Genomic DNA, 22,181 nt, shown 5'->3' with positions numbered 1-22,181 from the left:
GGGGGGGTGGGCGATGTGGTTGTCCGGTCGGACGAGGACCAGGGCGTCGCCGGTGATGCCGTACGCCCGGCGGATCGTGCCGTCGGGGTCGGCGAGCGGGACCGGGTGGACGTGGGCGGGGAGGCCGGCGAGGGCGGGGCGGGCGTCCGGTCCGAGACCGAGCAGGGTGAAGTGGTCGCCGGCGAAGTGCTCGAAGAGGCGGGCCGGGCCGCCGTCGGGGGCGGGGCAGGGGCTGTCGGGCGCCCGGTCGCCCGCCCGGACGGGGCCGGCGGCGACGTCGGCGCCGGCGGCCAGGCTGCTCCACCGGTAGGTCATCGCGAGGCCGGTGAGGTCGCCCACCCCGCCGACCTCGACGCCGATCCCGGGGGTGGCGATGCCCTCGGTGACGGCGGCCATCCCGGCGCTGGTGACGTCGAGGGTCCAGGCGGCGATCGGCAGCCGCTCCTCCTGGTAGGTGTCCAGCAGGGCCGGTCCGGCGAGGCCGCGCAGCACGTAGCCGAGCTTCCAGGCGAGGTTCCAGGCGTCCTGGATCCCGGTGTTCATGCCGAGCCCGCCCGCCGTCGGGTGGACGTGCGCGCAGTCGCCGGCCAGGAAGGCCCGCCCCTCGCGGTAGCGCTCGGCCATCCGGACGTTGACCCGCCAGGTGGACAGCCAGGTCGCGTTGCCCAGGCCGAGGTCGGTGCGCCCCGTGTGCAGGGCGGCCAGCCGCCGGAAGCTCTCCAGCGACGGGGCGACCGGCCGGCCGTCGGCGTCCGTCTCCGGGCTCGCCTGGAGCTGCCAGCGGCGGGTGCCGGGGAACGGGCAGAGCATGAACACGCCCCGCGACCCGAACCACTGGTGCCAGGCCGCCGGGTCCAGGCCCTCCACCTCGACGTCGCCGCAGACCATCACCGGCTCCGGGTCGCCGTCGCCCACGAACGGGATGCCGAGCAGCTTGCGCACCGTGGAGCGCCCGCCGTCGCAGGCGACCAGGTACTCGGCGGTGATCCGCCCGCCGTCGGCGAGCCGGACCTCCGCCCCGGCGCCGTCCTGCCGCAGGTCCACCAGTTCGGTGGCGGGTTCGACCCGGACCCCGAACTCGGCCAGCCGCTCGCGCAGCAGCCGCTCCACCCGGGCCTGCGGCAGCCACAGGCTCGCCGCGTACGGGGCGGTGGCGGTCGGTGCGGCGCCGGCGAACGGCTCGGTCTCGTTGACGAACTCGCCGTCGAAGTACTTGCGGAACGGCAGGTGGGTGCGGCCGGCGGTCGCCAGCCGCTCGCCCAGGCCGAGGTCGGCGAGGATCTCCAGGCTGCGCGGGTTGAGCGTCTTGCCGCGCGAGCCGGTGGGGAAATCCGGCGCCCGGTCGATCACCCGGACCGCCACGCCCTGCCGGGCCAGCCCGCACGCCAGGGTCAGTCCGGTCGGCCCCGCCCCCACGATCACCACGGTCGTCATGTGTCTCGCCCCTTCCGGTTGTCGATGCGCTCCATGAAACAGCAACTCGGTAACAAACACAACCGAGTAACGAAAGTGCCCGGGTTATGATTCCCCCATGAACCCCAACGAGCCGGACGCGGGCCTGCGGACCCTGAAGAAGCAGCGCACCCGCCGGGCCATCGCCGACACCGCCATCGCCCTCTTCCTGGCCCGGGGCTTCGAGCAGGTCTCGGTGGCCGAGATCGCCGCCGCGGCCGAGGTCTCCAAGCCCACCCTGTTCCGGTACTTCGCCAGCAAGGAGGAGCTGGTGCTGCACCGCTTCGCCGACCACCTCGGCGAGGCCGGACGGGTGGTGCGCGACCGTCCCGCCGGGGCCACCCCGCTGGACGCGCTGGAACGCCACCGCCTGGAGGGGCTGGCGGCCCACGACCCCAGTACCGGGATGACCACCGATCCCGCGGCGCTCGCCTTCCTCCGGCTGGTCTACGAGACCCCCAGCCTCTCCGCCCACCTGGTCGACTACCTCGCCACCGACGCCCGCGCGCTCACCGAGGCCCTGGACCCGGACGGCGGCACGGCCGCCCGCCTGGTCGCCGCCCAGTACGTGGCCGTCCGCCAGGTGCTCGCGCACGCCGTCTGGACCCGGCTCGCCGCCGGGGAGGACCCCGAGGAGGTCGGCCGGACCGCCGCCGCCGAGACCGCCACCGCCTTCGGCCTGCTGCGCGACGGGGCCGCCGCCCGCGGATTCTGAGCCCCGGGCCCGGCCGGACACGAACCGGTGAAGGACGTCACGGCCACGCCCCGTCGCCTCCCGGGGCCGTGGCGGGTAGGTTCCTGCCTCCGAGGGGCGAGACTCCTCGGACATGGCGGATCCCGCCGTCAACGGTTCCTCCGATCAGAGAGGCACGAGTGATGACTGCACAGGGCTCCACGCACCACCCGCCGCAGCGCATCGGTGTGGTCGCCGAGTCGACCGCCGGCGAGACCCGGGTCGCCGCGACACCCTCGACGGTCCGCGGCATCCTGGCCCTCGGCTACCAGGTCGTGGTCGACTCCGGGGCGGGCACGGCCTCCGGCTTCACCGACGAGGCCTACGCCGAGGCCGGCGCGGAGACCGGCGACGCCTGGGCGGCCGACGTCGTCCTCAAGGTCAACGCCCCCTCCCCCGCCGAGCTCGCCCGGCTCCGCGGCGGCGCGACCCTGATCGGACTGCTGGCCCCGGCGCAGCGGCCCGAGCTGCTGGCGGCGCTGGCGGAGCGCCCGGTCACCGCGCTCGCGCTGGACGCGGTGCCGCGGATCTCCCGCGCCCAGTCGATGGACGTGCTCAGCTCCATGGCGAACATCGCCGGGTACCGGGCGGTGATCGAGGCGGCCCACGTGTTCGGGCGGTTCTTCACCGGCCAGGTGACGGCCGCCGGCAAGGTGCCCCCGGCGAAGGTGCTGGTGGCGGGGGCCGGCGTGGCGGGGCTCGCCGCGATCGGCGCCGCCTCCAGCCTGGGGGCCGTCGTCCGCGCCACCGACCCGCGGCCCGAGGTGGCCGACCAGGTCAGGTCGCTGGGCGGCGAGTACCTGGCGGTGGACGTCGCCCAGGAGGCGGGCACCGACGGCTACGCCAAGGCGACCTCGGCCGACTACGACCGCGCGGCGGCCGCGCTGTACCACGCGCAGGCGCAGGACGTGGACATTGTGGTCACCACCGCGCTGATCCCCGGCCGGCCGGCCCCGCGGCTGCTCACGGCGGCGGACGTGGCGGCGATGAAACCGGGCAGCGTCATCGTCGACATGGCCGCCGCGCAGGGCGGCAACGTCGAGGGCACGGTCGCCGGCCGGACGGTGGTCACCGACAACGGCGTCACCCTCATCGGCTACACCGACCTCGCCTCGCGGCTGCCGGCCCAGGCCTCGCAGCTGTTCGGCACCAACCTGGTGAACCTGCTGAAGCTGCTGACGCCGGGCCAGGACGGCCGGCTGGTGCTGGACTTCGAGGACGTGGTGCAGCGGGCGGTGACGGTGGCCCGCGCGGGCGAGGTCACCTGGCCGCCGCCGCCCGTCGCCGTCTCCGCCGCGCCCGCCCCCGCGGCGGCGCCCGCCGCACCGGCCGGCGCGGCCGCCGAGCCGAAGCGGCCCGGGATCACCCCGGCGGCCCGGTTCGGCCTGATCGGCGCCGGGATGCTGGCGATGTTCCTGCTGGTCGGCTTCGCCCCTGCCCAACTCGCCCAGAACTTCACGGTGTTCGCGCTCGCCGTGGTGATCGGCTACTACGTGATCGGCAAGGTGCACCACGCGCTGCACACCCCGCTGATGTCGGTCACCAACGCGATCTCCGGGATCGTGGTGATCGGCGCGCTGCTGCAGATCGGGCACGAGAGCACGCTCGTCACCGTGCTGTCCTTCGTGGCGATCCTGCTGACCAGCGTCAACATCTTCGGCGGCTTCGCCGTCACCCGCCGCATGCTCGGCATGTTCTCGACCTCCCCCGAAAGGCGCTGAGGCCCGATGACCTCCACAACGGCCGCCCACGCCGCGGACCTGGTCGCCGCGCTGCTGTTCATCCTCAGCCTGGCCGGGCTCTCCCAGCACCGCACCTCCCGGGCCGGCGTCGTCTACGGCATCGCCGGCATGGCCCTCGCCCTGGTCGCCACCGTCGTGGTGGCGGCGCGGAGCATCACGGCCGGCGCCGTCGCCCTGATCGTCGTCGCGATGGCGCTGGGCGGCGCGATCGGCCTGCTCCGGGCGCGGCAGGTCGAGATGACCCGGATGCCGGAGCTGATCGCCGTGCTGCACAGCTTCGTCGGCCTGGCCGCGGTGCTGGTCGGCTGGAGCAGCTACCTGGAGGTCGAGGCGCACGGCGCGGCCCAGACCGCCGTCTCCGGGGACCTGCTGCGCATCCACCACGCCGAGGTGGTCATCGGCATCTTCATCGGCGCGGTCACCTTCACCGGCTCGATCGTCGCCTTCCTCAAACTGTCCGCGCGGATCGCCTCGCGCCCGTTGACGCTGCCCGGCAAGAACGCGCTGAACCTCGGCGCGCTGGGCGCGTTCGTGGCGCTGACGGCCTGGTTCACGGCCGGCCCCGGCCTCGGCCTGATGATCGCGGTGACGGTGCTCGCCCTCGCGCTGGGCTGGCACCTGGTCGCCTCGATCGGCGGCGGCGACATGCCCGTGGTCGTCTCGATGCTCAACAGCTACTCCGGCTGGGCCGCGGCGGCCGCCGGGTTCCTGCTGGACAACAACCTGCTCATCGTCACCGGCGCGCTGGTCGGCTCCTCGGGCGCCTATCTGTCGTACATCATGTGCCGGGCGATGAACCGCTCCTTCCTGTCCGTCATCGCCGGCGGCTTCGGCATCGAGGCCCCGTCGGGCGGCGGCGGGGAGCAGGGCGAGCACCGGGAGGTCCGCGCCGAGGAGGCGGCCCGGCAGCTGGCGCGGGCCAAGTCGGTCGTCATCACGCCGGGTTACGGCATGGCGGTGGCGCAGGCGCAGCACCCGGTCGCGGAGCTCACCCGGCGGCTGCGCGAGCGCGGGGTGGAGGTGCGCTTCGGCGTCCACCCGGTCGCCGGGCGGCTGCCCGGTCATATGAACGTGCTGCTGGCCGAGGCGAAGGTGCCCTACGACATCGTCCTGGAGATGGACGAGATCAACGACGACCTCGCCGCCACCGGCGTCGTCCTGGTGATCGGCGCCAACGACACCGTCAACCCGGCGGCCATGGACGACCCCGCCAGCCCGATCGCGGGCATGCCGGTGCTGCGGGTCTGGGAGGCGGAGCAGGTGATCGTGTTCAAGCGGTCGATGGCCTCCGGCTACGCGGGGGTGCAGAACCCGCTGTTCTTCCGGGAGAACAGCGCCATGCTGTTCGGAGACGCCAAGCAGAGCGTCGAGGACATCCTGCGCGCCCTGGACGCGGAACTCCCGGCGGGCACGGCCCCGGCCGCCGACCGGGCCGGGGTGTAGCGCCGGCCGCCGGCGCGGGACGGACGGTCCGCCGGGCGGGGCATCGGCCCGGCGGACCTCCGGAGGATCACGGCGCGGTCATGGCGCGGTCACGGCGCACTACTCATGGCGCACTACTCATGGCGCACTGCTCACGGCGCACGCGCGGCACGCTCACGGCGCGGTCGTGGCCGGCGGGAGCAGCGGGCCGGTGAGCAGGGTGCCGTCCGCGCCGTACGGCCGGCCGTTCGGCACGCAGCCGTGCAGGCCCTTGATCTGCTGCATCATCACCGGCGCGGGCGCCCCCGGGCCGGGGCACTCGACGTGGCCCTGCCCGAGGATGTGGCCGACCTCGTGGTTGACGGCGAGGGCGTGGTACTCCTCCGGCTGTCCGACGTAGAACTCCGACAGCTCGGTCCACCGCTTGAGGTTGATGACGACCTGGCGGTTCGCGGCGCAGTTGACCCAGCCGCCGGTGTCCAGCCCGTACTGGCCGCAGATCCGGTCGGTGGACTTCGGGGTGGCCAGGTAGACCGTGAAGTCCACCGGGTCGGCGTCCACCCGCTGGAACGACCAGCCGCCGCCCGCCGCCCAGCCGCGCCCGGTGTCCCCGAGGACCTTGTCCACCTCGGCGGCGAACTGCTCCGGGCTCACCTTCAGCCCGTTCTCGGCCCGCACCTTGTAGTGGTAGAGCTTCTCGCCGGTCCCGAACCGGGCGGAGCCGCCGGTCGCCGTGGTGAACGCCAACGGCTTCGGCGCGTCCTCGGCCCACGGCTTCCACCACAGCAGCCCCGCCGTCACGGCGGCCGCCACCGCCAGCGCGACCGCCGCGTACCCCGCCCGCCCGCCGAGGGCGCCGAGGCCCGGCGCCCTCACCCGCACCACCGGGCGCGGGCGCCGGGTATCGCGGCGCCCGCGGGCGGCGCGGAGGCGCGGAACGGGGGAACGAGCAGCGGAACGGTCATGCCAGGAAGGACGCGCCGACACCCCCGCCCGGTTCACCGGACCACGCGCACGGGGCGCCGGCGGCGGGCGGCTCAGGACGGCCGCGCGCCGTCCGGGGCCACCGCCGCCCAGTGCGCCGGCAGCTCGATCCGCTCGCCGCCCGGGGTGAACTCCGTGGTGGACAGCGGGAGTTCACCGGATGCGAGGACGGTGAGACCGGCCGCCCGGAGGAGCTCGCCGAAGGCCTCGTCGGCGACCTCGGCGGGAGCCAGCCCGTGGGAGAACACCGGGCGCAGCTTCGGGGGCGGGCCGTCCGGAGCGCCGGCGAGGTCGCCCAGGACGCGCTTGGCCGCCTCGGAGAGCTCGACGAGGAAGGCCCGGCCGTGCGCGCCGAGCAGCGCGGCGACGGCCTCGGCGACCGGACGGCGGTCGGCCGGCTCGCTCTGGTGGATCACGCCGCGCAGATAGACGTTGGCGTCGCCGAGGCGCTCGTGCAGGGCCCGGACGGCCGCCCGGTCGGTGGCGTCCAGCTGGAGGTAGTCGGCGCGCTCCCCCGGGTCCGAGCGCCGGGCCAGTGCGACGGCGGCGGCGGACAGGTCGGCGCCGAGGACGCGGGGGAAGCGGCCGGCCAGGAAGCGGGTCTGGGTGCCGTTGCCGCAGCCGAGGTCGACGACCGGCAGCCCGGGGTCGGCCAGGTACGGCTCGAACAGCGCGAGGTGGCGTTCGGCGGTGAGGGCCGGCTCCGCGTCCCAGATCACCGCCCCCTCGTCCTCGGGCGCGTCGCGCCAGAAGCCCTCCCAGGAGTCCCGGTACCGGTTCGTCACGCTCATGAGGACCTCCCGAACATCACGCAGGGTGTTCACAGCGTATCGCTCCGTCCCGTCACCGGGCCGTCCGACCGGGGATGTCCCGGCGGGGCTGTGCGGCGGGCCCGAAGTGGCCTTTACTGGAAGTGAACGCATTCGAGCCGGCGGGCCGGGAGGCGTTTCACCGCCCCTGCGGCCCACCGGTTCGACCGGTGACACCCGGCAGGAGGCCGCGCCATGAGCCCGCCCTCACAGGATCAGGTCTTACCGCGCCTGATCGTCGACAATCCCGACCGGATCCGCGGTCGGTCGTACGTGCTCGACCATGACCCCTTGGTGGTCGGCCGGGACTCCACCTGCGGGCTCCAGCTGATCGACCCGCTGCTCAGCCGGCGCCACGCCGTGGTGTGGTGGGCCGGCGGGCACACCACCGTGGAGGACCTGAGTTCCACCAACGGCACCCGGCTGAACGGCCACCGGGTGCTCGGCCAGCAGATTCTGCGCAGCGGGGACGTCCTGAGCTTCGGCCCACTGGAGGTCCACTACGAGGAGCCGACGGCCGCGGCGACCAAGGTCGCCGAGAAGGTCCCCGAGGTGTCGGCCCTCCTCACCGGCGACGGACGGCCGGTTCCCCGGCTCGTCTCCGGGGCCGCGCCGCCACTGCGGCCACAGCCTCAGCCACAGCTCGCGACGGCGCAGGGGAAGACCGCCCCGCCGGAGCAGGCCCGGCCCGAGGAGCCCCCGAGGGTGAAGCCCCCGCCCGGGCCCGCCGGCCCGCCGAAGCCGTCCACGCCGCCGTACTCCGCACCTCCCCGGCACCGCACGCGGGCCCCACAGGCCTCGCAGGCCCCGCAGGCCTCGCTGCCGCGGCTGGACGTCCCACCGCCGGACGCACCGCGGTTCGACGTCAACCAGCAGCGGGCCAGGGGCAACCTCAGCAACATCGGCCGGGACCAGGTCAACTACATCTGGCAGGACGACCACCTGCAACTGGCCCGCCGCGAGACCTTCTTCCGCAAGATCGCCACCACCAGGATCTGGGCCCGGCACGTGCTGGTCGCGGGACTGGCCCTCGCCCTGCTCGGCAGCGCGTTCCTCGGGTGGGAGGGTTCGAACCCGGACGTGCTCGGCAACCGGATCCAGGGAATCGCGCACAGCGCCAGCGTCGTGCTCGGGGTGGTCGGCGTGCTCGGGGTGCTCTTCGGCTGCGCGGTGCTGATCCGGACGGTGATCCGGCAGCGCCGGTACGAGAGGGAGGAGGAGCGCCGGCTGAACCCGGACCCGTCGCCGTCCGGCTGAGGCGGCCCGGGCCCCTGGCGAAAGGACCGTCATGGTCTTCAACATCGGCAGCCAGCAGGGCGGCGTCGTCAACAACGTCGCGGGGAACCAGACCGTCCACGGCGGCCAGAGCGGCCACCTCACGGCCGACGGCCGCGACGTCCGGGAGCTGGTCGGCGAGCTGCGCGCGGCCGTGGACCGGGCGCCGCTGCCCCCGGCGGTGGCACCCGAGGTCCGCTCCGAGATCGAGGCACTGGACACCGAGGTCGCCCGCCCGGAGCCGGACCGCGAAGCGGTGGCGGGCCGGCTCACCCGGGTCACCCACCTGCTCACCTCGGCCGGCGCCCTGGTGGCCGCGGGCACCGGCCTGATCGGACCGATCTCCGCCCTGGCCGGCTGGCTCGGCACCCTGGGCCGCCCGATCCTCCAGGCCCTGGGCGTCTGACGAGCAGCCCGAGGCGCCGGCCGCCACCCGCGCGGCGGCCGGCGCCGGGCACACGGCCGCCACCCGGGAACCGGCGGGCCGACGCGCTCGGCGCCGGTGTCCTCGGCCCCTGCGTGACGACCGTCGGAACGGAGAACCAGCACAGCCGACCGCTCCCGAAGGCCCCTTTCCGGCTCGGCGCCCGCCCCGCCGGGCCGGAACGGACCCCACCTCAGCCGTCGCCGAGGCGGCGGCCGGTCACCTCGTCCGGGGTGATCCGCAGCCACAGCGGGCGGTCGCCACCCGCCCAGGGCGTCGCGCCGGGCAGGTGGGCGAGGCGCCGCTCCTCCTCCGGGTCGTCGACGTGGTGCGCCGTACCGAGCATCAGCACGCTCCAGCCCTCGCTCAGCCGGTCGTCGATGTGGTCGGCCTGGAAGGAGACCGGGGAGCCGTCCACCGCCGCGGCCGCGCCCCGGGGCGAGGTGTGGTAGACGATCGTCCGGCCGTCGGCGAGGTAGTTCACCGGGAGGACGACCGGCGCCGCGGCACTCGGCAGGCCCACCCGGCCGACGCCGTGGGTGCCCACCAGGACCCAGCACTCCGGCTCGGAGAGGGGCACCAGCCGGGGCCTCGGCACCTCCGCCGGGGGCAGGGTCTGCCCCGGCGGGGCGTCCGTCCGGTCGTCCAGGAGCTCCGCCCAGGTCATCCGGAGGGCGGCCGCGATCCGGACGAAGCCGGCCGGGTCGAAGGCGGGGCCCGCCGCCAGCAGGTAGCGGAAGTAGGCGGGCGCCATGCCGGCCCGGTGGGCCAGGTCGTGGTCGTCCAGGCCGAGCCGGTCACGGCGCTCGGCGATCCGGCGGGCCGCCTCGGCGGGGTCCGCCCGCCGGACGGCGTCGAGGTCGGGCATGCGGTTCACGGTTCGGCTCCTCGGCTCACGGTCTCCTCGTCACGCCCGTCCTTCGAACGCTCCCCTCGCAGGATCCCCGGCCCCGGCCCGGGCGGCGAGGGGCGTGGGCTGTTCGGGCGGTCGGGCGTTCAGGGCCTGCCGGGCCCGCCGAGCACCGGGGTCGGGACGGGCGCGGCGGCGCCGACCAGGACCACGAGCTCATGACCGCCGGGGTTGGTCTGCACCGGGACGGTGCGCCAGTTGTTGACCAGCCAGACGTTGCCCGAGGGGTCGATCTGCAGGCCGGTGTTCCGCTCCAGACCGTCGCTCGGATAGCCGGTGTCGGGCGGGGAGATCGGCTGTCCGGTGCGGAAGCCGGGCGGGCAGGCGGTGAGGTCGGTCCCGCACAGCCGGGCGACGCGGTGGCCGCCGAAGTTCGCGACCCAGACCGTGTCCTCGCCGTCGACGGCGATGCCCCAGGGCAGGAACAGGCCGCCGTTGACGAAGGGTTCCGGGGCCGGGGTGCCGTCGGCCCCGATCAGGGTGACCGAGGCGCCCGGGCGCGGGCCGTCGTCGCCGCCGACGGCGGCGTCCGCCAGCTCCCGCGCCGTGGTGTCCCCGCACGGGACCGGCAGGATGCCGCTGTTGCTCACCCAGGCGTTGCCCCGGCTGTCGGTGGCGACGGCGAGCGGACGGCGCAGGCCGCCGCCGGTGACCGTCCGCTCCGGGGTGCCGTCGGGGGCCAGGACCTGGACGCTGTCGCTGCCGTTGCCGGTGGCCCACAGCCGCCCGGCCGGATCCACGGCGGCGCCGAAGGGCTTCTGCAGCCCGGGGGTGGGGACCTCCTGGGCGCGGGTGGCGTCGCCGTCCGGGATCCTGGTCACGCTGTCCCCGCCGCAGTTGGCCACCCAGACGGTCCCGGCCCGGTCGGCGGCCATGCCCTGGGGCTGGGCGATGCCGCCCCGGCGCCAGCCCTCCGGCGGGGACAGCGGGGCGCCGTCCGGGGCGAACTGCGAGACGCTGCGCTCCAGCGGCGTCGGGTCGATCGGGCAGCCGGAGCCCTGGAAGCCGAAGTTGGCGACCCAGGCGCTGCCCCGCGCGTCGACGGTGACGCCGAAGCCGGCACCGTAGAGGCCGCCGCCCCGGAAGGGCCCACCGGGGACGTCACGGCCGGTGGGGGTGAACCTGAGCACCGCGCGGCCGCCGCAGACCGGGACGGCGGGGTCGGCGCCGTACTCGTAGTTGTTGGTGACCCAGGCGTTGCCGTCCCGGTCGAAGGCGATGTTGCCGGGGCCGTCGAGTTCCCGGCCGTTGCCGTCGTAGCGCAGGGCGACGGTCCAGGCCTCCGGGGCGGCGGGCAGCGCGGGGAGGTAGCTCGGGGTGGTGGCGGCCAGGTCGTAGAGGGCGGCGGCGTTGTGGCCGGGGTCGTGGGCGATGTCCACGGCGGCCCGCAGGGTGTCGCGGGGCCGTTCCCGGCCGGGGCGGCGGGCCAGGTCGAACAGCTGGTCGCAGGCGCCGCCGGTGACGCAGGCGGCGAGCAGGTCGGCGAGGGTGTTGAACGCGGCCAGGGTGGAGGTGCGGTCACCGTTGGGCGGGGCGGCGAGCGTCGCGGCGATGCCGCCCGTGCCGGTGTCGGCGAGGTTGTGCGCGACGGCGGCCGCGTTGCGCAGCCCGGGCCCGGTGCCGGAGATGCCGGCCGGGCCGGTGAAGCGGGCCAGCGCGTAGGCGACGGCGACGGTGGTGCGCTCGTTGACGACGAGTTCGGGCGGGGCTTCGGCCCCGCTGAGCACCGCCGCGAGCACCACCGGCCCGTCCTGGACCCCCCGCTCCCCGGACCGGGGCAGGTCGGCGAGCACGTAGAGCACGGCGCGCGGGTCGTCCGGACGGCGGTAGCCGAGGCTGAACCGCCCGTCCGCCCCGCTGCGGGCGCGGGCCAGCACCTGCGGCGCGCCGCCCTGGCCGTCCCCCGCCCGGTAGAGCGTCACCTCGGCGCCCCCGAGCGGGGTGTCACCGCTGCGCACCACCCCGCACTGGTCGACCGGATCCCACGCCGGCGGGACGGACGTCACCGCGTGGGACGGCCCGGCGGCGAGCTGGGCCAGGAGGGCGGCGGTCAGCAGGACGCCGCGGCGTCGGCGCATGGCGGGGCTCCGTTCGGTCGCAGGGCGGGGCGGTCGGCCACCCCGCCCGCGACGGGCACGGGCGCGGGACCGCCGCCCTCCTACCTGCCACATCCCCGGGCCCGCCCGCGCGCGACCGGCCGCAGAACCGGGCGGAAATTGCCCGGGACGGCCGAGGCGCCGTCAGATCGGGTCAAGATCGAGCGCGTGCTCCTCCACCGCGAGATAGGTGTCGCGCGTCGCCGCCTCCAGGAAACCCTCCTCCGCGGGCACCACCACCCGGGGGGACACGTCCGCGAGCTGCGCCCAGGACTCCGCGCGGCCCCGGGAGAACCCGCGCCGGACCGCGCCGCGGCGGATTCCCCGTTCGCGGTCCCGGCCCTCCTGGAGGGCCTCCGCCCGTTCGCGGGTCCGGCGCTCGCTGCCCGCCTCCGTGCCCCACCCGGACACCCCTCGAACGGTCGGCAGCACGTCGTCGACGGCGGCGGCCAGCCGCCGGTCCTCCCCGGCGAGTTCCCGGCAGGCGCCGAAGAGCCGGCGGGACATGCCGAGCATCAGATCGGTGCCGGGCAGCCGGCCCACCAGCATGTCCACCCCCTGGCGCCGCCCGATCGCGTCCACCGTGGCCCCGACGCCCAGGTCCCGCCGCAGGGCCGCCGTCCCCTCGTCGCCCTCCAGCAGGGTGACCAGTCCGCTCCGCCGCCGCGCGGCGCCGGCCTGCGGACGTCCGACCGCCACCGCCCGCAGGCCGCTCCGGGGCATCGACACCAGGGCGAGGTAGGTCAGCATCCTCGCCTGGGCGAGGGCGAGGAGCGCCTCGTCGTCGTCCTGCGCCAGGTCCTCGCCGAGGTCCTCCGACGCCGCGCCGGCGGACGGGCCGTCGGGGGAGGACGGCTCGTCCTCGACGTCGATCATCATGAAGAGGCGCTTCTCCAGGCTCGTGCCGCAGAGGACCTTCCGGTAGGGCTCGGTCATCAGGGCGCCGACGTCCAGCTGGCGAGCGCCCCTCTGCCGGCTCCTGTCGGGGAGCCACCTGCCGCCCTTCGCCTCCACCAGCCACAGCTCGGCGGACGAGGGGTGCGTACCGAACAGGTCGGGCAGGCTCTTGGTCTTCTTCCACTTCTGCACGGCCCCCGGCGGGACGGCGCTCTCCGCGTGCGTCGTGGGACCGAGTCCCATCAGGCTCCGGCAGGCCCACTCCGCCATCGTCATGCCGACGTGGTACCCGAAGGCCGTCCGCATCGAGGCCTCGGTGCCGTGCGTGTAGACCACGCTGGGCACGACCTCCATGCCGGTGCCGAGGGTCGGGTGGCTCGCCGCCGCCTGCCGGACCAGATAGGCCCCCAGCGGGTGGCGCCGCGCCATGATCTCCCGGCGCGCCAGGCGGGGCACCGCCACCAGCCACGGCGCGATGTCCCGGCCGACGGTCGTCGCCGCGTCCAGCAGGTCGCGCCAGGTCGTGGTCACCAGGTAGGCGCCGTCCGGCGGAACGGCTCCCGGCGACGGCCACGGCTCCTTCACCTGCGCCACCGTGACCGGCTTCGGGCGCTCGGCCGGATCCAACGGCGCGCTGCGGCGCACGAAGACGGGGACGTCGAAGGAATCGGGCGCCGACACCACCGCGTCGACGGCCCCGGCAGGAGGCAGCATCGCCCCACTCTGTCACGGGCCTGCGACAGCCTCGACGACAGGCCCCGTCGTCAGCGACTCTTCGCGGTGGCGGCGACGGCGGGCAGGACGGCGAGGGCGAGCAGGCCCCCGGCCAGCGAGAGGACGGCGTAGCCGCCGGCGGAGACGACCAGGCCGGAGGCCAGGCCGCCGGTCGCGCCCGCGACGGCGATGGCGACGTCGACCGTGCCCTGCGTCCTGGCGCGGGTGGCGAGCGGCGCGGCGTCGGTGATCATCGCGGTGCCGGAGACCAGGCCGAGGTTCCAGCCGAGGCCGAGCAGGGCGAGCGCGAGCGCGAGGAGGCCGACGGAGTCGGCGGGTGCCGCGGCGGCGACGAGCCCGGCGGCCAGCAGGGTGAGGCCGGAGGCGGCGGCGACGGCGGTCGGGCCGTGCCGGTCGACGAGCCAGCCGGTCAGCGGGGAGGGGAGGTACATGGCGCCGACGTGGATGGCGATGACGAGGCCGGAGGCGGCGGTCCCGTGGCCGTGGTCGTGCATGTGGACGGGCGTCATCGTCATGATCGCGACCATCACGAGCTGGGTGAGGATCATCGTCACCGCGCCCAGCAGGAGCGTCGGACGGCGCAGCCGGTCCGGTCCGGCGGCGGCCGCCGCCCCGGGGGCTGCCGCGCCCTCCGCGCGCTGCAGCTCGCGGGCGAGCAGCAGCGGGTCGGGGCGCAGTCGGCCGGCGAGGACGGCGGCGGCCAGGGCGTACGCGGCGCCGGCGAGGAGGAACGGTCCGGCGAGGGCGGGCAGGCCGAGGTGGCCGGCGAGGGTTCCGGTGGGGGCGGCGAGGTTGGGGCCGACGACGCCGCCGAGGGTGGTGGCGACCAGCACGGTGGAGACGGCGCGGGCGCGGTGGGCGGGTGCGGCGAGGTCGGCGCCGGCGTAGCGGGCCTGGAGGTTGGTGGCCGTGCCGGCGCCGTAGACGAACAGGGCGATGAACAGCAGGACGGGGCTGTCGAGCGCGGCGGCGGCGATGACGCCGGCGCTGCCGACGGCGCCGGCCAGGTAGCCCGCGGCCAGGCCCGGCCGGCGGCCCCTGGCCTGGGAGACGCGGCCGACCGCGACGGCGGCGAGGGCCGATCCGGCGGTGAACAGCGCGCTGGGCAGCCCGGCGAGGTCGGTGGAGCCGAGCATGTCCTGGGCGAGCAGGGCGCCGACGGTGATGCCGGCGGCCAGGCCGGCGCCGCTGAGGATCTGGCTGGTGACCAGCACGGTGAGGATGCGGCGCTGCGCCTCGGAGCGGGTGGGTATGCCGACGGGGGCGGCCGGGCCGGTGCTGGTCACGGGGGCGGTTCTGCTTTCGGGTGCGACGGTGGGGCTGCCGACCGGCGGGGACGGGGTCGCCGCCGGGGCAGCCCCCACCGTAGGCCGCACCCCGCGGGCGCCGGTAGAGGATCATGGCCAATGGAGCCATAAGCAGCGGCTATGGCCCGGCGCGTCCACGGCCCGGCCCCGCGGGTGCGCGGGGCCGGGCCGTGGACGCGTGGAACGTCGGGACCGCTCAGTCGCGGGCGGGCGTGATGAGCCCGTAGTGGCCGTCGTAGCGGTGGTAGAGGACGTTTCCGCGTCCGGTGGCCGCGTCGGTGAAGAAGACGAACGGCAGGCCCGACAGGTCGAGGCGCTCCGCCGCCCCGTCCGTCGTCAGCTCCGGTACGGCGGCCGGGCTCACCGTCAGTCCGGGGACGGGCTCGGCGGCCGCGCCGGCCGAGGCGAGCCGGTGGCTGCCGGTGCGGGCGTCGTGGTAGACCACGCTGTCGGCCCCGCTCCCGGCGTCGGTGAACAGGTGGAACGCGTAGTCCATCGCCTCCAGGTCGAGTACGGCGGCCCAGGCGCTCTGCCGGGCCAGGCCGTAGGTCTTGTGCCGGACGATCCGCCGCTCCTCCGCCGCCCGCTCGACGTGCTGCGGGCTGTGCTCCTCGCCGCCGCGGCCGACCCAGGCGCCGGTGTGGTGGCGGCGGCCCACCTTGGCGAGCTTGGCGCCCAGGCGGTCCTGGAGCCGGTCGACGGCCTCCTGCATGGTGGCGGCCGCGACCTGGGCCCGGACCGGACGGCCGTTCAGGTCCACGACGGCCTGGGCGACGGAGGGGCGGACCACCGAGTGGTGCGGCTCCTGGGTCAGCTTCACCCGCACCGCGAGGACCGGCTCGTGGATCCGGCGGAGCACGGCCTCCACCTTCGCCCGGGCGTAGTCGGGCGCGGCCAGCGAGACCGGACCGCGGGTGGCCACGGTGATCCCGACGGTGGGCGGGCTCTGGAGCTGGGTCATCGGAACGTCCTTTCCGGAAGGAGCCGGGACGTGAACACGCCGACCGCGTCGCCGTGTTCACGGCACCGATCCTCCCGGGGCGGGCGCCGGGGAGGCAGGGCCGGAGGACCCTCTCCCGGCCGCCACCGGTCCCGGTGCGGACCGCCCGAGGGTCCCGGGTGGCCCGTCCCGGCCGCTCGCCGCCTCGGCGGGCGCCCGCGGCGCGGCCCGAAGGACGCACCCGCCCTGGGACCTTCGGCGGCCGGATGGGGCTGCTCGGTCCCTGGGGCGGGCCGCCGCCGGAGCGGGAGGCTGGAGGCCGGACGGGATCGCTCACAACCGGTGACGCGGGCCGCCTTGGAGCGGGGAGGTCGCGGAGATGACGCAGCACGTGACGGTGGGGATCGACGGTTCGGTGCAGAGCGCGGCGGCGGCCGAGTGGGCCGCGCGCGAGGCGCACCGGCGCGGGCTCGCCCTGCGGATGATCCATGTGGCGGGGACGGAGGCCGACGCCCTGGAGCGCGAGCTCGGCGGCGGCGCCGAGCTGCCCGGGCGGGTGGCCGAGATCTGCGACGGGATCGCCGCGGCCTGGCCCGGACTGGACGTCACCTGCGAGGTCCAGCCCGGGCACCCGGCCTACACCCTGGCCGCCGCGAGCGGGCGGGCGGAGCTGCTGGTCCTGGGCTCGCGCGGGCTCGGCGGGTTCACCGGACTGCTGGTCGGCTCGGTCGGGCTGCGGACCGCCGCCCGCTCCCTCGCCCCCGTCGTCCTGGTCCGCGCGGAGTCCGGCCGGACGGACGCGCCGGCCGCTGCCACGTCGGCCGATGCCACGTCGGCCGATGGCGCACCGGCCGACGCCGCGCCGGGCGACGTCGTGGTGGGCGTGGAGGGCGACCGGCCGTGCGACGCCGTGCTGGAGTTCGCCTTCGAGCGGGCGGCCGACCTCGGTGCCCGGCTGCGGGCGCTGGAGAGCCGGCCCACCTCGCACGACGTCTACACCACGCAGGCGCCGGTCGAGCAGGCGGAGATCAGGGAGTCGCTGGCCGCCGCCGAGCAGGTGCGGCTGCAGGACGCGCTGGCCCGCTGGCAGGACAAGTTCCCGCAGGTCCGGGTGGAGGTCGAGGTGTGCCCCTGGAGCGCGAGCCGGGCGCTGGTGGAGGCCTCCCGCGGCGCCTCGCTGGTGGTCCTCGGCCGGCGCACCGCCAGGGTCCCGCTGACCGGACCGCACCTCGGACCGGTGGTGCAGTCGGTGCTGCACCACGCGCACGCCCCGGTCGCGGTCGTACCGCACCACTGAGCCGGCCGCACGGGACCAACCACCCGCCGCGGCAGGGACCTTCGGACCGCGGACAGGGTCCCGTTGGGCGGATCCCCGCCGGCCCCCGAGCAAGGAACCTGGAATCGAAGGCGCCCACGGCGCCCGATGTCGGACGATGACCGGAAAGGCAGTCCAGCATGACGACCCGCCCGCAGCGCGACGCGCAGCCGTCGCCCACGAGCGTTCTCCCCACCCCACCCGTCAGCGTCGACGGGCTGGTCGCCGCCGCCCTCACCGCCCTGGAGGCGTACGCCTCCTTCACCCAGGAGCAGATCGACCACATCGTCAGGAAGGCCTCGCTGGCCGCACTGGCCCAGCACACCGGCCTCGCCGTCCTGGCGGTGGAGGAGACCGGGCGGGGCCTGTTCGAGGACAAGGCCGTCAAGAACGTCTTCGCCTGCGAGAACGTCACCCATGTGATGGCCCGGACGAAGACCGTCGGGGTGGTGCGCCGGGACGAGATCGACGGCATCGTGGAGATCGCCGAACCGGTCGGCGTGGTCGCGGGCATCACGCCGGTGACCAACCCCACCTCCACCACGATCTTCAAGGCGCTCCTCGCGCTCAAGACCCGCAACCCGATCGTCTTCGCCTTCCACCCGGCCGCGCAGCGCTGCTCGGCCGAAGCGGCCCGGATCGTGCGCGACGCCGCGGTGGCGGCCGGGGCGCCGGAGCACTGCGTGCAGTGGATCGAGGAGCCGTCGATGGCGGCCACCGAGGCGCTGATGCGCCACCCGGGCGTGGCGACCGTCCTCGCCACCGGCGGCAACGGCATGGTGCGGGCGGCCTACAGCTGCGGCAAGCCGGCCCTGGGCGTCGGCGCGGGCAACGTGCCGGCGTACGTCGAGCGCAGCGCGGACCTGCGCCGGGCGGTGAACGACATCGTGCTGTCGAAGACCTTCGACAACGGCATGATCTGCGCCTCCGAGCAGGCCGTCATCCTGGACGCGGAGATCCGCGACGCCGCGCTCGCGGAGTTCCGCAAGCTGAAGGCGCACCACGCGAGCGCCGAGGAGAAGGCGCTGCTGGAGCGGCACCTGTTCGGTGTGGGGGACGGCGTCTCCTGCGCGGGTGCGAAGCTGAACGCCGAGGTGGTGGGCCGCACCGCCGCCGAGATCGCCGCGGCGGCCGGCTTCGAGGTGCCGGCCGACACCTCGGTGATCCTGGCCGACTGCGAGCGGGTCGGCCCGGCCGAGCCGCTCACCCGGGAGAAGCTCTGCCCCGTGCTCGCGGTGCTGACCGCGGGATCCCGCCGGGAGGGCGTCGAACTGGCCGCCACGATGGTGGAGTTCGACGGGCTCGGGCACTCGGCGGCGGTGCACACCGAGGACGCGGCGTTCACCGAGGAGTTCGGGCACGCGGTCAAGGCCTGCCGGATCATCTGGAACGCGCCCAGCTCGCAGGGCGGCATCGGCGACGTCTACAACGCCTTCACGCCCTCGCTGACCCTGGGCTGCGGCAGCTACGGGCACAACTCGGTGGCGGGCAACGTGTCGGCGCTGAACCTGGTGAACATCAAGCGGATCGGGCGGCGCAACACCAACATGCAGTGGTTCAAGGTCCCGCCGAAGATCTTCTTCGAGCGCAACTCCGTCAAGTACCTGGCGAGCATGCCGAACGCGCACCGCGTCGTGGTGGTCACCGACCACACCATGGTGGCGATCGGCCACCTGGAGCGGATCCGGGGCGTGCTGGACCGGCGCCGGGAGCCGGTCGAGGTCCGGGTCGTCGACTACGTCGAGCCCAACCCGAGCATCGACACGGTGCGCCGGGGCGCGGAGCTGATGCGGGAGTTCGAGCCGGACACCGTCATCGCGCTCGGCGGCGGCTCGCCGATGGACGCGGCCAAGGTGATGTGGCTGATGTACGAGCACCCGGAGGTGGAGTTCGCGGACCTCAAGGAGAAGTTCTTCGACATCCGCAAGCGCGCCTTCACCTTCCCCGACCTGGGTGAGAAGGCCAAGCTGGTGTGCATCCCGACCACCTCGGGCACCGGCAGCGAGGTCACCCCGTTCGCGGTGATCACCGACACCGCCACCGGCCAGAAGTACCCGCTCGCCGACTACGCGCTCACCCCGAGCGTGGCGATCGTCGACCCGGCGCTCACCACCCGACTGCCCGCGCACGTCACCGCCGACACCGGCTTCGACGCCCTCACCCACTGCATCGAGACCTACGTCTCGGTCTACGCCAACGACTTCACCGACGGCCTGGCGCTGCAGGGCATCCGGCTGGTCTTCGAGAACCTGGAGCGGGCGGTGACCGCCGGGCCGGACGACCCGGAGGCCCGGGAGCGGATGCACAACGCGGGGACGATCGCCGGCATGGCCTTCGGCTCGGCCTTCCTGGGCGCCGTGCACGCCATGGCGCACACCCTGGGCGCCACCTTCCACGTCGCCCACGGGCGGACCAACGCGCTGCTGCTGCCGCACGTGATCCGCTGGAACGGCTCGGCCCCGGCGAAGGTCACCGGCTGGCCCAAGTACCAGAGCTACGTGGCCCCGGAGCGCTACCAGGCGATCGCCCGGACGCTCGGCCTGCCGGCCGCCACCCCGGAGCAGGGCGTCGAGTCGCTCGCGGCGGCGGTCGAGGAACTGCGCGACCGGGTCGGCATCCCGCGCTCCTTCAAGGACGCCGGGGTCGACGAGGAGGCCTTCCTGGCGGCGCTGCCGCAGCAGGCGATGAACGCCTACGAGGACCAGTGCGCCCCCGCCAACCCCCGGATGCCGCTGCTCGCCGACATGCAGCGGCTGATGCGCCAGGCCTACTACGGCGACCAGGCCTGAGAAGCCCTGGGCCTGAGAAGGGACACCCCGAGATGACCACCTCGCAGCAGACACAGACGCAGGCACAGACGCAGCCGCGGACCGCCACCGCCCCGGCCGGAGCCTGGGACGGCTTCGCGGGCGGCCCCTGGCAGGACGCGGTCGACGTGCGCGACTTCGTCCAGCGCAACTACACCCCGTACGAGGGCGACGCCGGCTTCCTGGCCGGTCCCACCGAGCGGACCCTCGCGGTCTGGCGGCGGATCACCGAGCGCTTCCCCGAGGAGCGCGCCAAGGGCGTCCACGACGTCGCGTACGACGTCCCCTCCACCATCACCGCGCACGCCCCCGGCTGGATCGACCGCGAGCGGGAGCTGATCGTCGGCCTGCAGACCGACGCCCCGCTCAAGCGCGCGATCATGCCCAACGGCGGCTGGCGGATGGTCGCGGGCGCGCTGAAGACCTACGGCTACCCGGTCGACCCGGGCCTGGAGAAGGTCTTCACCGAGTACCGCAAGACCCACAACGCCGGGGTGTTCGACGCCTACACCCCCGAGATCCGGGCCGCCCGCAAGGCCGGCGTCGTCACCGGCCTGCCCGACGCCTACGGCCGCGGCCGGATCATCGGCGACTACCGCCGGGTCGCCCTCTACGGCGTGGACCGGCTGGTGGCGGCGAAGCTCGCCGAGAAGGCGGAGCTGGACGCCGCCCCCACCGACCCGGCGCGGCTGGAGGACACGATCCGCCTGCGCGAGGAGCTCGCCGAGCAGATCCGCGCGCTGGGCGAGCTCAAGGAGATGGCCTCGGCCTACGGGTACGACGTCTCCGGGCCGGCCACGACCGGCCGGGAGGCCGTCCAGTGGCTGTACTTCGCCTACCTGGCGGCGGTGAAGGAGCAGAACGGCGCGGCCATGTCGCTCGGCCGCACCTCGACCTTCCTCGACGTCTACCTGCGGCGCGACCTCGCCGCCGGGCTGCTGACCGAGGAGCAGGCCCAGGAGCTGATCGACGACTTCGTCATCAAGCTGCGGATCGTCCGCTTCCTGCGCACCCCGGAGTACGACGAGCTGTTCTCCGGCGACCCGACCTGGGTCACCGAGTCGATCGGCGGCATGGGCGCGGACGGCCGCACCCTGGTCACCCGGACCTCCTTCCGGTACCTGCAGACCCTGTACAACCTCGGCCCGGCGCCCGAGCCCAACCTGACCGTCCTCTGGTCGCCCCGGCTGCCGCAGGGCTTCAAGGAGTTCTGCGCCCGGGTGTCGATCGACACCTCCTCGGTGCAGTACGAGTCGGACGAGCTGATGCGCCCGCGCTTCGGCGACGACACCGCGATCGCCTGCTGCGTCTCGGCGATGGCGGTCGGCAAGCAGATGCAGTTCTTCGGCGCCCGGGTCAACCTCGCCAAGACGCTGCTCTACGCCGTCAACGGCGGCCGGGACGAGAAGTCGGGCGAGCAGGTCGGCCCCGCCACCGCGGCGATCACCTCGGAGGTGCTCGACCACGACGAGGTGATGGCGCGCTTCGACGAGCAGATGGAGTGGCTCGCCGGGACGTACGTGCACGCGCTCAACGTCATCCACTACATGCACGACAAGTACGCCTACGAGCGCCTGGAGATGGCGCTGCACGACCGGGACGTGCGCCGCACCATGGCCTGCGGCATCGCCGGCCTCGCGGTGGCGGCGGACTCGCTGTCCGCGATCAAGTACGCGAAGGTGACCCCGGTGCGGGACGGCACGGGGCTGGTCACCGACTACCGGATCGAGGGCGAGTACCCGGCGTACGGCAACAACGACGACCGCGCGGACGCCATCGCCGTCCACTTGGTCGAGGAGTTCATGCGCAAGGTGCGCAAGCACCCCACCTACCGGGGCGCCGAGCACACCCAGTCCGTCCTCACCATCACCTCCAACGTGGTGTACGGCAAGAAGACCGGCAACACCCCGGACGGCCGCCGGGCGGGCGAGCCGTTCTCGCCCGGCGCCAACCCGATGAACGGCCGCGACCGCCACGGCTACGTCGCCAGCGCCCTGTCGGTCGCCAAGCTCCCCTACGCGGAGGCCGAGGACGGCATCTCGCTCACCCACACCGTCGCCCCGGACGCGCTCGGCCGCACGCCGGAGGAGCGGGTCGCCAACCTGGTCGGGGTGCTGGACGGCTACACCGCCGTCGGCGGCTTCCACATGAACGTCAACGTCCTGAACCGGGACACCCTGGTGGACGCCATGGCCCACCCGGAGAACTACCCGCAGCTGACCATCCGGGTCAGCGGCTACGCGGTCAACTTCGTCCGGCTCACCCGCGAGCAGCAGCTCGACGTGATCAACCGCACCTTCCACGACGCGCTGTAGCCCGCCGCCACCCGCCCC

16 protein-coding genes are annotated in these 22,181 nt (G+C 74.9%); 8 read left to right on the top strand and 8 right to left on the bottom strand.

Annotated features, from left to right (window positions below):
• Positions 1-1,434: FAD-dependent monooxygenase (locus tag ACFC0B_RS07715; RefSeq protein ID WP_376083581.1), on the bottom strand; the 1,434-nt coding region annotated here is incomplete at its 3' end.
• Positions 1,435-1,531: 97 nt separating this feature from the next.
• On the opposite strand from ACFC0B_RS07715, the gene ACFC0B_RS07710 reads away from it, so the two are divergent.
• The 3 genes from ACFC0B_RS07710 to pntB all read left to right on the top strand — a co-directional run bounded on the left by ACFC0B_RS07710 (position 1,532) and on the right by pntB (position 5,370).
• The gene (locus ACFC0B_RS07710; protein WP_376083579.1) at positions 1,532-2,167 is read left to right on the top strand and encodes a TetR family transcriptional regulator; all 636 of its coding nucleotides are present in this window, start codon (positions 1,532-1,534) and stop codon (positions 2,165-2,167) included.
• Positions 2,168-2,328: 161 nt separating this feature from the next.
• The gene (locus ACFC0B_RS07705) at positions 2,329-3,906 is read left to right on the top strand and encodes a Re/Si-specific NAD(P)(+) transhydrogenase subunit alpha (protein ID WP_376083577.1); all 1,578 of its coding nucleotides are present in this window, start codon (positions 2,329-2,331) and stop codon (positions 3,904-3,906) included.
• 6 nt (positions 3,907-3,912) lie between these two features.
• Positions 3,913-5,370: a Re/Si-specific NAD(P)(+) transhydrogenase subunit beta gene (gene pntB, locus ACFC0B_RS07700; protein ID WP_376083575.1), complete on the top strand. Its 1,458-nt coding sequence runs from the start codon at positions 3,913-3,915 to the stop codon at positions 5,368-5,370.
• Positions 5,371-5,523: 153 nt separating this feature from the next.
• Here pntB and ACFC0B_RS07695 read toward each other — a convergent pair whose 3' ends face one another.
• Positions 5,524-6,225, bottom strand: a complete 702-nt coding sequence (locus ACFC0B_RS07695) for a DUF3152 domain-containing protein (protein WP_376083573.1) — start codon at positions 6,223-6,225, stop codon at positions 5,524-5,526.
• A 161-nt stretch (positions 6,226-6,386) separates the two neighbouring features.
• Positions 6,387-7,124, bottom strand: coding sequence for a class I SAM-dependent methyltransferase (locus tag ACFC0B_RS07690; RefSeq protein WP_376083571.1), 738 nt, complete (start codon positions 7,122-7,124; stop codon positions 6,387-6,389).
• A 213-nt stretch (positions 7,125-7,337) separates the two neighbouring features.
• Here ACFC0B_RS07690 and ACFC0B_RS07685 point away from each other — a divergent pair, with 213 nt between their 5' ends.
• Positions 7,338-8,399, top strand: coding sequence for an FHA domain-containing protein (locus ACFC0B_RS07685; RefSeq protein WP_376083570.1), 1,062 nt, complete (start codon positions 7,338-7,340; stop codon positions 8,397-8,399).
• A 31-nt stretch (positions 8,400-8,430) separates the two neighbouring features.
• Positions 8,431-8,823 carry a hypothetical protein gene (locus ACFC0B_RS07680; RefSeq protein WP_376083568.1) on the top strand — a complete coding sequence of 131 codons (393 nt, stop codon included), beginning with the start codon at positions 8,431-8,433 and terminating at the stop codon, positions 8,821-8,823.
• Between the two features lie 211 nt (positions 8,824-9,034).
• Here ACFC0B_RS07680 and ACFC0B_RS07675 read toward each other — a convergent pair whose 3' ends face one another.
• From ACFC0B_RS07675 to ACFC0B_RS07655, 5 genes are all read right to left on the bottom strand, one after another.
• Entirely contained in the window at positions 9,035-9,709 is a 675-nt protein-coding gene (locus ACFC0B_RS07675) for a helix-turn-helix domain-containing protein (protein ID WP_376083604.1), read from the bottom strand.
• A 128-nt stretch (positions 9,710-9,837) separates the two neighbouring features.
• On the bottom strand, positions 9,838-11,829 hold the full coding sequence (locus tag ACFC0B_RS07670) for an NHL repeat-containing protein (RefSeq protein ID WP_376083567.1): 1,992 nt from the start codon (positions 11,827-11,829) through the stop codon (positions 9,838-9,840).
• Positions 11,830-11,991: 162 nt separating this feature from the next.
• Positions 11,992-13,458 (bottom strand): hypothetical protein, encoded by a 1,467-nt coding sequence (locus ACFC0B_RS07665; protein WP_376083565.1) that lies wholly within the window; start codon positions 13,456-13,458, stop codon positions 11,992-11,994.
• Between the two features lie 50 nt (positions 13,459-13,508).
• A complete protein-coding gene (locus ACFC0B_RS07660; protein WP_376083563.1) occupies positions 13,509-14,765 on the bottom strand; it encodes an MFS transporter in 1,257 nt (418 codons plus the stop codon).
• A 217-nt stretch (positions 14,766-14,982) separates the two neighbouring features.
• Entirely contained in the window at positions 14,983-15,747 is a 765-nt protein-coding gene (locus tag ACFC0B_RS07655) for an HPF/RaiA family ribosome-associated protein (protein WP_376083561.1), read from the bottom strand.
• 358 nt (positions 15,748-16,105) lie between these two features.
• On the opposite strand from ACFC0B_RS07655, the gene ACFC0B_RS07650 reads away from it, so the two are divergent.
• From ACFC0B_RS07650 to pflB, 3 genes are all read left to right on the top strand, one after another.
• Positions 16,106-17,023, top strand: a complete 918-nt coding sequence (locus tag ACFC0B_RS07650; RefSeq protein ID WP_376083559.1) for a universal stress protein — start codon at positions 16,106-16,108, stop codon at positions 17,021-17,023.
• A gap of 158 nt (positions 17,024-17,181) precedes the next feature.
• Positions 17,182-19,830, top strand: coding sequence for a bifunctional acetaldehyde-CoA/alcohol dehydrogenase (gene adhE / locus ACFC0B_RS07645; RefSeq protein ID WP_376083558.1), 2,649 nt, complete (start codon positions 17,182-17,184; stop codon positions 19,828-19,830).
• Between the two features lie 32 nt (positions 19,831-19,862).
• Positions 19,863-22,163, top strand: coding sequence for a formate C-acetyltransferase (pflB, locus tag ACFC0B_RS07640; protein ID WP_376083557.1), 2,301 nt, complete (start codon positions 19,863-19,865; stop codon positions 22,161-22,163).
• Positions 22,164-22,181 lie beyond the last annotated feature (18 nt).

This window comes from Kitasatospora sp. NPDC056184, assembly GCF_042268405.1.
Lineage (GTDB): Bacteria > Actinomycetota > Actinomycetes > Streptomycetales > Streptomycetaceae > Kitasatospora.
Note: the sequence above shows the minus strand (reverse complement) of the source record. Positions and strands in the feature narration are given on the sequence as shown.